The organism is Streptomyces sp. NPDC055955 (assembly GCF_042270245.1).
GTDB lineage: Bacteria > Actinomycetota > Actinomycetes > Streptomycetales > Streptomycetaceae > Streptomyces.
This window is the reverse complement of sequence record NZ_JBHJYS010000016.1, coordinates 201,487-214,871: the sequence shown is the minus strand read 5'-3', so window position 1 is coordinate 214,871 and position 13,385 is coordinate 201,487. Positions and strand designations below refer to the sequence as shown.

The 13,385-nt window shown below is 72.4% G+C and carries 9 protein-coding genes and 1 pseudogene; 2 read left to right on the top strand and 8 right to left on the bottom strand.

Features of this window, described 5'->3' with window-relative positions:
- A pseudogene (locus ACFC96_RS29600) lies at positions 1-116 on the top strand (electron transfer flavoprotein subunit alpha/FixB family protein); the annotation flags it as partial.
- A 68-nt stretch (positions 117-184) separates the two neighbouring features.
- Here the strand turns inward: ACFC96_RS29600 and ACFC96_RS29595 are convergent.
- From ACFC96_RS29595 to ACFC96_RS29580, 4 genes are all read right to left on the bottom strand, one after another.
- The gene (locus tag ACFC96_RS29595; protein WP_376614994.1) at positions 185-1,720 is read right to left on the bottom strand and encodes a DEAD/DEAH box helicase; all 1,536 of its coding nucleotides are present in this window, start codon (positions 1,718-1,720) and stop codon (positions 185-187) included.
- Between the two features lie 332 nt (positions 1,721-2,052).
- Positions 2,053-2,256 (bottom strand): cold-shock protein, encoded by a 204-nt coding sequence (locus tag ACFC96_RS29590; protein WP_100598391.1) that lies wholly within the window; start codon positions 2,254-2,256, stop codon positions 2,053-2,055.
- A gap of 288 nt (positions 2,257-2,544) precedes the next feature.
- Positions 2,545-3,642, bottom strand: coding sequence for an alkene reductase (locus ACFC96_RS29585; RefSeq protein ID WP_376614992.1), 1,098 nt, complete (start codon positions 3,640-3,642; stop codon positions 2,545-2,547).
- 53 nt (positions 3,643-3,695) lie between these two features.
- Positions 3,696-4,940 (bottom strand): MFS transporter, encoded by a 1,245-nt coding sequence (locus ACFC96_RS29580; RefSeq protein ID WP_376614991.1) that lies wholly within the window; start codon positions 4,938-4,940, stop codon positions 3,696-3,698.
- An 82-nt stretch (positions 4,941-5,022) separates the two neighbouring features.
- Between ACFC96_RS29580 and ACFC96_RS29575 the strand changes: the two genes are divergently transcribed.
- Positions 5,023-8,268, top strand: coding sequence for a BTAD domain-containing putative transcriptional regulator (locus ACFC96_RS29575; protein ID WP_376614989.1), 3,246 nt, complete (start codon positions 5,023-5,025; stop codon positions 8,266-8,268).
- A 53-nt stretch (positions 8,269-8,321) separates the two neighbouring features.
- Here the strand turns inward: ACFC96_RS29575 and ACFC96_RS29570 are convergent, their stop codons facing one another.
- Genes ACFC96_RS29570 through ACFC96_RS29555 form a run of 4 tightly spaced genes read right to left on the bottom strand, consistent with a single transcriptional unit; the run spans position 8,322 to position 13,132 of the window.
- Positions 8,322-9,476, bottom strand: coding sequence for an XdhC family protein (locus tag ACFC96_RS29570; protein WP_376614987.1), 1,155 nt, complete (start codon positions 9,474-9,476; stop codon positions 8,322-8,324).
- Entirely contained in the window at positions 9,469-11,607 is a 2,139-nt protein-coding gene (locus ACFC96_RS29565) for a xanthine dehydrogenase family protein molybdopterin-binding subunit (RefSeq protein WP_376614985.1), read from the bottom strand. The genes ACFC96_RS29570 and ACFC96_RS29565 overlap by 8 nt, the downstream gene beginning before the upstream one ends.
- Positions 11,604-12,596, bottom strand: coding sequence for an FAD binding domain-containing protein (locus tag ACFC96_RS29560; protein WP_376614983.1), 993 nt, complete (start codon positions 12,594-12,596; stop codon positions 11,604-11,606). Before ACFC96_RS29560 ends, ACFC96_RS29565 begins: the two co-directional genes overlap by 4 nt.
- Positions 12,593-13,132 carry a (2Fe-2S)-binding protein gene (locus tag ACFC96_RS29555; RefSeq protein WP_376263147.1) on the bottom strand — a complete coding sequence of 180 codons (540 nt, stop codon included), beginning with the start codon at positions 13,130-13,132 and terminating at the stop codon, positions 12,593-12,595. The genes ACFC96_RS29560 and ACFC96_RS29555 overlap by 4 nt, the downstream gene beginning before the upstream one ends.
- Positions 13,133-13,385: the final 253 nt, after the last annotated feature.

Sequence of the window (13,385 nt, the reverse complement as noted above, 5' to 3'; positions counted from 1 at the left end):
CGGTCAACAAGGACGCCGAGGCCCCGATCTTCGACCTCGTCGACTACGGCGTCGTCGGCGACCTCTTCGACGTCGTCCCCCAGCTCACCGAGGAAATCAACACCCGCAAGGGCTGACAGCAGCAGAACGGCCGAAGGCCCTGGACCGATGTCGGTCCAGGGCCTGTGGCCTGCGTGCGTATGCCTCAGCCGGCGCGACGGACTCGCGCGGCCTTGCGGGCGTCGGCGAGCTGGCGGGCCTCGGAGGCGCGGCGCGAGTCACCACCGGCGCGGCCGGGGCGCGATCCCATGCCGCGGAACGGGGCACCGCCGCGCTTGGGGCGCTCCGAGGCCGGCGCGGTGCCGGTGATCGGGACGCCTGAGGGCGCCTGAGCACCGGTGATACGGCTCAACTCGGCCTCGCCCGAACGGACTTGGGTGATCTGCGGCCGGATGCCGGCGTCGCGCATCAGCCGGCTCATGTCGCGGCGCTGGTTGGGCAGGACCAGGGTGACGACGCTCCCGGACTCACCGGCACGGGCCGTACGGCCGCCGCGGTGCAGGTAGTCCTTGTGGTCGCTCGGCGGGTCGACGTTGACCACGAGGTCGAGGTTGTCGACGTGGATGCCGCGCGCCGCGACGTTGGTGGCGACGAGCGCCGTGACCGTACCGGCCTTGAACTGGGCCAGGGTGCGGGTGCGCTGCGGCTGGGACTTGCCGCCGTGCAGGGCCGCGGCCCGCACACCGCTGCCGAGCAGGTGCTTGGTGAACTGGTCGACGGCGTGCTTGGTGTCCAGGAACATGATGACCCGCCCGTCGCGGGCGGCGATCTCGGTGGCGGCGGCGAACTTGTCGGCGCCGTGCACATGCAGTTCGTGGTGCTCCATCGTGGTGACGGCGCCCGCCGACGGGTCGACGGAGTGGACGACCGGGTCGTTCAGGTAGCGGCGCACCAGCAGGTCGACGTTGCGGTCCAGGGTCGCCGAGAACAGCATGCGCTGGCCCTCGGGCTGCACGAGGTCGAGCAGCTCGGTGACCTGCGGCATGAAGCCCATGTCGGCCATCTGGTCGGCCTCGTCCAGGACGGTGATCTTCACCCGGTCCAGGCGGCAGTCCTTGCGCTCGATGAGGTCCTTGAGGCGTCCGGGCGTCGCGACGACGACCTCGGCGCCACCGCGCAGGGCACTGGCCTGACGGCCGATGGACATACCGCCGACGACGGTGGCCATCCGCAGCTTCAGCGACCGGGCGTACGGGGTGAGCGCCTCGGTGACCTGCTGGGCGAGCTCACGCGTGGGGACGAGGATCAGGCCGAAGGGCTGCTTGGCGTCGGCGCGCTGTCCCGCGAGGCGTGCGAGGAGCGCGAGCCCGAAGGCGAGGGTCTTGCCGGAGCCGGTGCGGCCGCGGCCGAGGACGTCCCGGCCCGCGAGCGAGTTCGGCAGGGTGGCCGCCTGGATCGGGAACGGCACGGTCACGCCGAGGCCGGTGAGCGTCTTGAGGATCTCGGCCGGCAGGTCGAGCTCACCGAAGGTCTCCACCGCGGGGAGAGCGGGCGTGACGGTGACGGGCAGCGCGAACTCTCCCTGGGGTGCGGAGGGCCTGCGCCCGTAGCCGCCGGAGCTCTTGCCGCCGGGGCGCCCCTGGCCCTGACCCTGGGGTCGAAAACGGGCGCCCCGGTCACCGCCGGCGGAACCCCTGCGGGGGTTGGAGTAACGGTCGTTCGTGCGAGCTGAACGGTTCATGGAGAACCTTCCTCGATATGGCACGTATCGAGGAATTCCCGGCGCATGAGTGCCGGACGAATTGCAAGAACGAGCCGAATAACAGACTGAAAATCAGCCGGCGCGCCGGTACGGAGAATGGCGACGCCTGACATCGGAATACCGGGATTCCGCTGCGACAGGCGCGGCTCTCGGACGGGCCGGTTCAATGGGGTGCGGGGGTCTTGGCGCCCCGCCGGGGTGGTGTACCACCCGGTGGTCGCGCCTACCCGGGCGGGATACCCCGCAAACAGCAACGAGCTGGTGCCCGTACCACCAGGGTACGGGCACCAGCTGCGCTCGACGCTTCAGCGTCAGGCGGGAACGATGTTCTCCGCCTGCGGGCCCTTCTGGCCCTGCGTGACATCGAAGTTCACCTTCTGGCCTTCCTGAAGCTCACGGAAGCCCTGGGTGGCGATGTTCGAGTAGTGGGCGAAGACGTCGGGGCCGCCACCCTCCTGCTCGATGAAGCCGAAGCCCTTTTCCGAGTTGAACCACTTCACGGTGCCAGTAGCCATATGCAAATTCTCCTTCGGGGCAGTGCCCGTGGCCCACACTGTGTGGACCTCGGCGTCGCCGCAATGATTGCCCCGTCCGGAAAAATGCATCCGGAAATAGAAAAGCGCCCGGCAACGTGAAGTCACCTAGGCACTTGAAGTATCTATGGGAACCACAACTGCAACTGAGATCAAGACTAGCACGGACCGGGCTTCGGAGCACGGTGAGCCAGAAATATTTCGCGCGTCGTCGTGAACCTTCACCCCGGATTGAGCAAATCCAGGGGCCCTCGGCGCCTGATATTCACTTCATCGGCGGCTGTCGGACAGGAACGGATAGTCCGTGTACCCCGTCTCGCCTCCCACGTACATCAGGTACCTGTCCCTGACCTGGTTGAGCGGCGCGCCCACGCGCAGCCGCTCGACCAGGTCAGGGTTGGCCAGGAACGGACGGCCGAGCGCCACCAGGTCGGCGCCGGCTTCCAGGAGGCGCTCGCCCGCGCTTCTGCCGCCGTCCGCGGGAATACGCTCCCGCGGCAGCACCGGGTTGGCGATCAGCGTGCCGGTCCAGCGCTTGCGGAGATCCTGGAAGAGCGGATTGTCGGGGTCGGCGAAGACGATGTGCAGATAGGCGAGGTCCAGGTCCGCGAGGGCGTCGACGAGTGCGGGGTAGATGTCGCCGGTGTCTTTCTCGTCCATGCCGTTGACGGTGAGTCCCGGAGAGATCCTCAGGCCCACCCGCTCGGGGCCGATCGCGTCCGCGACGGCGCGTACGACCTCGACCACGAACCGGACGCGGCCCTCCACCGCCCCTCCGTAGGCATCGGTGCGGTGGTTGGTGCCCTGGCCGAGGAACTGGTGGAGGAGGTAGCCGTTGGCCCCGTGCACCTCGACGCCTTCGAAGCCCGCCGCCACGGCCTTGCGGGCGGCCTCGGCGAAGTCGGCCACGGTGGCGCGGATGTCGTCGGGCGTCATCTCCCTCGGTACGACCGCGGGCTGGTGGCCGGTCGGGGTGTGGATGGTGTCGGGGAGCGGCACCGGTGAGGGGGCGATCGGGGTCAGTCCGCCGCTGTTGTCGGGGTGGCCGATCCGGCCGCCGTGCTGGAGCTGGAGGAACATCCGGCCGCCGGCGGCGCGGACCTCGTCGGTCACGTGTCGCCAGCCCTCGACATGGGCCGCGTTGTGGATGGCCGTGATGTTGGCGTACGTCTGCCCGACGGCGTTGGGCGTGGACGCCTCGGCGATGATCAGGCCCGCGGTGGCGCGCTGAGCGTAGTAGGTGGCCATGACGGGCTGCGGGACGCCGTCCGCGGAGGCGCGGTTGCGGGTCATGGGCGCCATGACCAGGCGGTTGGGCAGGGTCAGCGCGCCGAGGCGGGCGGTGTCGAACAGGCGGGACGTCGTCATGGCGGTGCTCCTCGCATCGGGGTGAGTGGTGTGACGGGGTGCGGTGTGGGCGTTCATGAGGTCCGCGCCGTTCGGCGGGCGGGGAATCCGTGGGCGCGGGCGGCGACGACCACGGCGAGTACCGGAACCAGGAGCAGGAGGACGGTCCAGGGCAAGGAGCGGGAGCCGACCAGGTCGAGGAGGATCCCGCCGGCGATTCCGCCGCCGGCCATCGCCACGTTCCAGAGGGTGACGAGCATGGCCTGCGCGGCGTCCGCCGACTCGCCCCCCGCGTCGCCCGCGGCGGTCTGCAGGAGCGTGGGGGCGCCGCCCCAGCCGAGGCCCCACAGCGTCACCGCCGCGTAGACCAGGGCGGAACGGTCGGACAGCAGGGCCAGGACGGCCGCCGCCACGGCGACCAGCAGGGCGGCCGCGACGGTCAGGGCGCGCAGGTGGCGGTTGATCAGTGCGCCCACGATCCAGATGCTCGCCAGTGACGCGGCGCCGAAGACGAGGAGCACGAGATCGGTGGAGTCGCCCATGCCCACTGCGTCGAGGAACGTCGCGACGTACGTATAGAGGACGGTGTGGGCGAGGACGAAGACGAGGGTGACGAAGAGGACCGGCAACACGCCGGGGACACGGAGTGCCCGCAACATCGGCGGCCGGGCTCCCGGCCGCCGTCCTGGCTGGTCGGGGACGGTCGCGGCGATCCAGCCGAGGAGGGCGACGGTGAGGACGGTCATGCTCAGGAACGCGATCTGCCAGTTCACGGCCTCGCCCAGGAACGTGCCCGCCGGGACGCCGAGGGACAGGGCGACCGGGATGCCCGCCATCGCGATCGCGAGGGCCCTGCCCTCAAGGTGGGCGGGTGCCAGGCGCCGGGCGTAACCGGCGAGCAGCGCCCAGGCCAGGCCGGCCGCGACCCCCGCCACGAACCGGGCCGCCATCGTCAGAGGGAAGTTCGTCGAGAGGGCGGTGATCGTGTTGGCGACGCCGAACCCCGCCATCGCCGTCATCAGGAGCCGCTTGCGGCGCCATCCGGCGGTGGCCGCGGTGAGGGGGATGGCGGTGAGGGCGGTGCCGATCGCGTAGACCGTCACGGTCTGCCCGGTGGCCGATTCGCCGACGCCCAGGTCATGGCTCATCGCGGGCAGCAGACCCGCGGGCAGGGTCTCCGTCAGGCTCGTGACGAAGACGGCGGTGGCGAGGGCCAGCAGGGCGGGGAGGGGCAGCGTGCGGTTCTCACGGGCGAAGCCGGTGGCGGAAGCGGGTGGTGTGCGGGTCCGCCCTGTTCTGGTGACGTCTGTTCCGGTCATGCGACGACAGTGCAGGTCCGCGCTTCGGAAACGCTGACGGTCCGCTGACGGCCGGCGGCCACGGCGTGTGTACGGTGCTCGCATGCGGTTCGGGGTGCTTGGTCCACTGACGGTGCGGGACGGCGACGGGGATCCGGTCGCGGTTCCCGAGATGAAGGTCAGGGCACTCCTCGCCGCCCTCCTGGTCCACGAGGGGCGGCCCGTCTCCGCCGACCGTCTCATCGACGGCCTCTGGGGCGACGACCTTCCCGGGAATCCCGCCAACGCCCTCCAGGCGAAGGTCTCTCAGCTGCGCAAGGCGCTCGGACGCGACCGCGTGGTGCGCCAGGCCCCCGGCTACCGGCTCCGTCTCGACGGGGCCGGGGACGAGGTGGACGCCGACCGCTTCCTGTCCCTGGTGGACCGGGCGGGGTCCGCGGCGAGCCCGCGCGATCGGGCCGAAATCCTCACCGAGGCACTGGAGTTGTGGCGGGGCCCGGCCTACGCGGATTTCGCGGACGAGGAGTTCGCGCGTACCGCCGCGCAGCGCCTGACGGAGCAGCGGCTGGCCGTCCGGGAGGAGCGGGCCGAGGCGCTCCTGGAGTCGGGCGATCTCACGCTCCTCACCGGAGAGCTGGCGGACCTCGTCGCGCGCCACCCGCTCCGGGAACGGCTGCGCGCCGTCCAGCTGAGGGCGCTGTATCTGACAGGCCGGCAGAGCGAGGCGCTCGCCTCGTACGCGGAGCTGCGGGGCCGGCTCGCGGACGAGCTCGGCGTCGACCCGAGCCCCGAACTGGCCGCACTCCACGAGGCGATCCTGCGCCAGGACCCGGCGCTCACCCCTCCCCCGGCCTCTCCTGCGGGTGCCGCGCCGCCGCAGTCCGAACGCCCTCGGTCGAACCTTCCCGCCCCGCTCACGGCGCTCGTGGGCCGTGACCGCTCCCTCACCGAGATCGGTCGACTCCTCACCACGGAACGCCTCGTCACGCTCACCGGCCCCGGCGGGGTCGGCAAGACGCGCCTCGCGGTCGAGGCGGCCCGGCGGATCCAGGACGCCCCCGACGGGGTGTGGCTGGTCGAACTCTCCGGTGAGCGCGGGAGCGTGGCCGATCTCGCGCAGGTCGTCTCCGCGGCGCTGGGCTTGCGTGACGACGCGCTTTCGGGTGCGCCGGGACACGGCGCGGCGGCCGCGCCCGAGCAACGGCTCGCCACGGCCCTGCGGGACCGCAGGGCCGTCCTCGTCCTGGACAACTGCGAGCAGGTCGTCGATGCCGTGGCGCGACTCGTCGAGACGCTGCTGGGCCGCGCACCGCAGCTGCGGATCCTGACCACCACCCAGGAGCCGCTGTGCCTCGCCGGGGAGACGGTGCGTGTGGTCGAGCCGCTGGAACCCGCGGACGCGGTACGCCTGTTCACGGCGCGCGCGGCGGCGGCCTCCCCCGGCTTCTCGCCCGACGACGCCACTCCTGAGACCCGTGCGGCGGTTCTGGAGATCTGTCGGCGGCTCGACGGCATCCCGCTCGCCCTCGAACTGGCGGCGACGCGCGTACGGGCCCTGGGCGTAGGGGAGTTGGCTTCCCGGCTCGAGGACCGTTTCCGGGTGCTGACGTCGGGGCGGCGGGGTGCGCCACCACGTCAGCAGACTCTGCGGGCCGTGATCGACTGGAGCTGGGAGCTGCTCGGCGCCCCTGAGCGGACCGTGCTGCGCCGCCTGGCGGTGCAGCGCGACGGCTGCACTCTGGATGCGGCGGAGGAGGTGTGCGCGGGCGACGGGGTGCGCCGCGACGAGGTACTCGACCTCGTGACGCGACTGGTCGACCGGTCGCTGGTCGTCGCGGTGACCGGCCCCGACGGCCCCCGCTACCGGCTCCTCGAGTCCGTCGCCGCGTATGCGAAGGAGCGGCTGCACGAGACGGCGGAACTCGCCGCGGTGCGCCACCGCCATCTGCGGCACTACGCCGAACTGGCCGAGCGCGCCGAACCCGCCCTGCGTGGCGGCGGGCAGCGCGAGTGGCTCGGCCGGCTCGACGCCGAGACCGCCAATCTGCGGGCGGCGCTCGACGAGGCGACGCGGCGGGCGTCGACGAGTGGCGCTGCCGACGACGCCGTGCGCCTGGCCACCGCCCTGTCCTGGTGGTGGCTGCTGCGCGGGCGCCTGAGCGAGGCCCGTCGGGCCCTGTCCGCCGTGCTCGCCGTGGTGCCGTCCGCGGGCGAACTCCGTTTGTTGAGCGATGCGTTCGGGCTGATGATCGGAGAGCGTCCGCCGGCGACGGCTCGCCCCGACGTGGCCATCGCCGATCCTGTCCGGCGGGGGCGCGCCGTGTGGTTCTGCGCGTACGGCCTGTTCAGGTCGGGCGACCTCGCCGCCAGCGAAGAGGCCGTCTCACGGGCGCTGGCTCTCTTCGCCGCCGCGGACGACCGGTGGGGTACGGCCGCGGCTCTCGGACTGCGGTCGATGCACGCGCTGATCCGTGGCGACCTGGACGCCCTGGGGCGCGACGGCCTGCACAGCGCGACGCTCTTTCGCGAACTCGGCGACCGGTGGGGCGAGTTGCAGACGGTGGAGCCACTGGCGGCGCTCGCCGAGATCAAGGGTGAGTACGCGGAGTCCGCCCGGCGCCACGAGGAGGGACTGCGTATGGCGCGCGAACTCGGCCTGGACGCGGAGGTCTCCGCGCGGCTCTCCGGCCTGGGCCGGCTCGCGCTGCTCGACCGCGACTGGGACCGGGCCGCCGAACTGCACGAGCAGGCGCGGCGATCAGCGTCCGAACAGGGCTACAAGTACGGCGAGCTCCACGCGGAGATGGGCCTCGCCCTCGGCGCACGCCGCTGCGGCGACCTCGATGCGGCCCAGGCGTACCTGCTGCGTATCCGCGACCGGTTCGGCGACGTGTCGTCGCAGGCGGGTGACCATCTGCTCCAGGCCGAACTGGGCTTCGTCGCCGAACTGCGCGGGGACGCGGCCGGGGCGGCCGCACACCATCTCCTCGGTCTGGACGTCGCCTGTGCCATCGGCGAGCCGCGCGCCGTGGCCCTCTCCCTGGAGGGTCTGGCAGGCGCGGCCGCACTGGCTGAGGACGGGGGCCGGGCAGCGGCACTCCTCGGCGCCGCGGACGCGGCCCGCCGCGGCGCGGGCGCACCGCTCCCGCCCGCGGAACGCGGCGACGTGGACCGCATCACGGCGAGGGCGACGGCCGTGCTGGGTGAACCGGCCTTCGCGGAGGCGTTCGCGGACGGTACGAACCTGTCGCCGGAGAAGGCGGCCCGTACGGCGCGGCTCCCCTTCCGAGCCGCCGTGTCGGACCAGGACCCCGGGGGCCTCCACGCGCCTCCCCGAACGGGTCGTTGAGGCCGGACGCACCGAATGCGGCCCGCCCTGTCCGGCCACGGTCGTGTCGTGTCTCAGATCCGCCCCGACATCATCCGGCGCGGCTCCCCCGCTTCGCCGTCGTGATGGATCGGTGTGCGCGAGGTGGTCAGGGGCGCGCCCGTGCCGCCCTGTCTCGACGCGATGATCTCCGCCGCGATGGACAGGGCCGTCTCCTCAGGTGTGCGGGCGCCGAGGTCCAGGCCGATCGGTGAGTGCAGGCGGGACAACTCCTCGCTGGTCAGGCCGACTTCACGGAGGCGGCGGTCGCGGTCCTCGTGGGTTCGGCGTGAGCCCATCGCCCCGACGAACGCGACGGGCAGACGGAGCGCGATCTCCAGGAGCGGGATGTCGAACTTCGCGTCATGGGTGAGCACGCACAGGACCGTGCGCTCGTCGGTCGTGGTGCGCCGCAGGTAGCGGTCCGGCCAGTCGACGACGATGTCGTCGGCGTCGGGGAAGCGGGCCCGCGTGGCGAAGACGGGGCGTGCGTCGCACAGTGTCACGTGGTAGCCGAGGAACTTGCCCGTACGGACCAGGGCCGCGGCGAAGTCGACGGCGCCGAAGACGATCATCCGGGGCGGGGGCACGCTCGACTCGACGAACAGGGTCAGGTCGGCGCCGCAGTGGGAGCCGTCGGCCGAGAGGTCGAACGTGCCGGTGCGGCCCGCGGCGAGGAGGGACCGCGCCTCGCCCGCCACGGTGCGCTCGAGACCGGAGCCCCCGGCGAGCCCTCCCTCGTACGATCCGTCGGCCCTCACCAGCAGTGCCCCGCCCCGCAGTTCGGCCGGCCCGCGGGCCGGCCTGGCGAGCGCGGCCGTCTCGCCGCGGGCGGCGGCCGCGAACGCCGCCGCGAAGACGGGCCTGTCCGGAGCGTCGGCGCGCACCGGCGTGACCAGGACGTCGATGACACCGCCGCAGGTGAGCCCCACGGCGAAGGCGTCCTCGTCGCTGTAGCCGAACCGCTCCAGGACGGACACACCGTCCTGGAGCACCTGCACGCACAGCTCGTAGACGGCCGCCTCGACGCAGCCCCCGGAGACCGAGCCGATGACCGTTCCCTCGCTGTCGACGGCGAGGGTGGCGCCGGGCGGGCGGGGTGCGCTGCCGCCCACCGAGACGACGGTGGCGACGGCGAAGTCCCGGCCCTGCCCGGCCCACCGGTTCAGCTCGTCGGCGATGTCAAGCATCGACGTCACCCTCGGCTGCCGCCCCGGCCGACAGGACACGGTCGGGCCGGATCGGCAGGTGGCGGTGGCGGACGCCCGTCGCGTGCCACACCGCGTTGGCGACGGCGGCGGCCGCCCCCACGATGCCGATCTCCCCGATGCCCTTGATCCCGACAGGGTCGTCGGCGTCCGGGTCGTCGACCCAGTCCGCCTCGATCAGCGGTACGTCGGCGTTCGCGGCGAAGTGGTAGCCCGCGAGGTCGGCGCCGACGTGGCCGCCCGTGACCCGGTCCCGGATCGCCTCCTCGTGCAGCGCCATGGACAGTCCCCAGATCATCCCGCCGACGAACTGGCTGCGCGCGGTCAGCGGGTTGACGATCCTGCCTGCCGCGAAGACGCCGAGCATGCGCCGTACGCGCACCTCGCCGGTGGTGACGTCGACGGCGACCTCGGCGAACTGGGCGCCGAAGGAGTGCCGTTCCTTCTGGGGGAGGGAGCCGACGGCGGCGCTGGTGTCGGATCGTACGGTGATGCCCTGCGGCGGAATGTCGCCGCCCAGGGCCAACTGCTCCCGAAGCTCTCGCCCGGCGGCCGTGACGGCCCAGCCCCAGGAGCGGGTGCCCATCGAGCCGCCCGAGATCGCCGCCGGGCCGAAGTCACTGTCGCCGATGCGCACATGGACGCGCTCCCCGGCCACGCCGAGGGCCTCCGCGGCGAGCAGGGTCAACGCGGTCCGCGCCCCCGTCCCGACGTCCGACGCGCCGATCCGTACCGTGAACGTGCCGTCGGCCTCGGCGGTCACGGCCGCCGTGGACGGTGCCACGATCACCGGGAAGGTGGCCGCCGCCGTGCCGGTGCCCAGCAGCCAGCGCCCTTCGCGCCGCACCCCGGGACGTGAGTCCCGGTCCGCCCAGCCGAATCTGCGGGCGCCCTCCTCGAAGCAGGCCAGCAGGTTGCGGGAGCCGAACGGCAGTCCGGAGACCGGGCCCACGTCCGGCTCGTTGCGGGCGCGCAGCGCGATCGGGTCCATGCCGCACCGTTCGGCGAGCTCGTCGAGCGCGGACTCCAGGGCGAACGAGCCCGGAGCCTCACCGGGCGCGCGCATGAAGGTCGGCGTCGGCACGTCCAGGCGCACGACCCGGTTGACGCTGCGGTGAGCGTCGGCGGCGTACATCGGACGCCCGAACCCGGCGCTGTTCTCGACGAATTCGTGGACCGTCGACGTGAGGCTGTGCGCCTGGTGGTCGAGAGCACGCAGCCGCCCGTCGGCGTCGGCGCCGAGCCTGACGCGCTGGGCCGTGGGGCTGCGGTAGCCGACGAGCGAGAACATCTGACGCCGGGTCATGACGACCCTGACCGGCCGGTCGAGCACCGTCGCCGCCATCACGGCGAGGATCTGGTGCACGCGCACACCCTTGGACCCGAAGGCACCGCCGATGTGCTCGGACCGCACCCGCACCGAGGCCGGGTCGAGCGAGAACAGCTTCGCCAGCTCCTGCGCCACCCACATGCTGCCCTGGTTGGAGTCGACGACCTCGAGGCGTCCGCCGTCCCAGCGCGCCATCGCCGCGTGGGGTTCCATCGAGCTGTGGTGCTCTTCCGGGGTGGTGTACTCCGCGTCCACGACGTGGACGGACGCGGCGAGTTCGGCCTCGAGGTCGCCCTTCTCCGCCAGCATGCCGTCGCCGTCCGGTGTGTAGACGCCGGCGTGTCCGGCGGAGAACGCGACGTCGTGCGGCTCCTCGTCGTACCGCACCACCAGCGCCTCGGCGGCCTCCCTGGCCTGCTCGGTGGTCTCGGCGACGACCAGCGCCACCGGCCAGCCCACGAACGGCACCCGGTCGTGCTGGAAGACCTCGACGATCGGGTCGGGCCGCCCCAGCATGCCGACGTAGTTCCCGTCGACGCGCGGCGCGTTGCCGTGGTGCAGCACGTCCAGCACCCCGGGCATCGCGCGGACGGGGTCCGATTCGATCGAGCGGATGCGGCCGCGCGCGACGGTGGACAACACCAGCCAGCCGTGGGCGAGTTCGGCGGCGGGGACGTCGCCCGCGTACCGGGCCGCCCCGGTGACCTTCGCCAGCCCCTCCACCCGGGTGTACGAGGCGCCGACGGTGCCCGTCACCGGGACTGCCGTGGTCGTCGTGGTCATCGGACGGCCTCCTCGGCGAGCTCGGTGAGCACGGCCACGACGAGATTGCGCATCAGTGTCACCTTGTATCCATTGTGGGGCAGCGTCTCGGCGGCCGCGAGTTCGGCGTCCGCGGCGGCGGCGAAGGCCTCAGCGGTCGCGGGGCCGCCGGTCAGGGCGCGTTCGGCCGCGCGTGCGCGCCAGGGTCGTGACGCCACCGCCCCGAAGGCGAGGCGCACTTCGTGGACGGCTGCGTCCCGGACGTCGAGCGCGGCGGCGACGGAGCCGATCGCGAACGCGTAGGACGCGCGTTCGCGGACCTTGCGGTAGCGGGAGAGGGCGGCGACGGGCGCCGGGGGCAGCGTGACGGCGGTGATGAGCGCGCCGGGCGGCAGCGCGGTCTCCACGTGCGGGGTCTCCCCCACGGGCGCATAGAACTCCGCAAGCGCCAACTCACCGGCCCCGTCCACCGTTTCGTACGCGACGACGGCGTCGAGTGCGGCGAGCGCCACTCCCATGTCGGAGGGGTGCACGGCCACGCAGTGTGCGGAGGCACCGAGGATCGCGGCGTTGTGGTGCTCCCCCTCGATGGCGGGGCAGCCGCTGCCCGGCGTGCGCTTGTTGCAGGGTTTGGCCAGGTCGGTGAAGTAGCCGCAGCGGGTGCGCTGGAGCAGATTGCCACCGACGGTGGCCATGTTGCGCAGCTGGCCCGAGGCGCCGGCGAGGACGGCCTGCGCGAGCATCGGGTAGCGGCGCCGCACGTCGGGATGGGCGGCGAGGTCGCTGTTGGTGACCGTCGCGCCGATGCGCAGGCCCCCGTCCGGCGTCGACTCGATCTCTCCGAGCGGCAGTTCTCGTACGTCGACGAGTCGGGCCGGCCTCTCGACGCCCGTCTTCATCAGGTCGACGAGGTTGGTGCCGCCGCCCAGACAGCGCGCGTCGGGGTCGGCGTCGAGCAGGGCGACCGCGGCGGGCACGTCGAACACGCGCTCGTAGCCGAACTCTCTCATGCGACTGCCTCCGTTCCGGCGGCGCGTGCGACGGCCTTGACGATCGACACGTAGGCGCCGCAGCGGCACAGGTTGCCGCTCATCCGCTCCCTGATCTCGTCGGCGGTCAGCGGTGGGACACCCGCCTGGGGCCGCACGTCGGCGGTGACGGCGCTGGGCCAGCCCGCCGCGTGCTCCTCGATGACGGCGAGCGCCGAACAGATCTGGCCGGGGGTGCAGTAACCGCACTGGTACCCGTCGAGGTCGAGGAACGCCTGCTGCACCGGATGCAGTCCGTCGGCGTCGGCCACGCCCTCGATGGTGGTGATCTCCCGCCCCTCGGCGGCGACCGCGAGCTGTAGGCAGGAGACGGCGCGGCGGCCGTCGAGGAGCACGGTGCAGGCGCCGCACTGGCCCTGGTCACAGCCCTTCTTGGTGCCCGGCAGATCGAGTCGCTCGCGCAGGGCGTCGAGCAGGGTGGTGCGGTGGTCGACGGGCAGCGTGTACTTCTCACCATTGATGTTCAGCGTGATGACGCTGGACGTCGATGGGGCCATGATCAGCCTTCTTTCGCTCATGGGGTGCGAGGGCTGTACGTGTACGAGGGATGTGCTTGGTGGGAGAACTTCAGGGTGGCGTGCCTGCCCGCGCGCTCGTCGGCCGAAAGGCCGCTTGCGGTGGGCGGCCGCCGTTAACTCGAACCGGATCTGCCGCTATGGTGGACCTAAGCGGACAAGTGTCCACTACGTCGAACCTAGCGGACAGCTGTCCGCTTATCAAGGGCGTACCGGTTCTTGGCACCGGCCTACG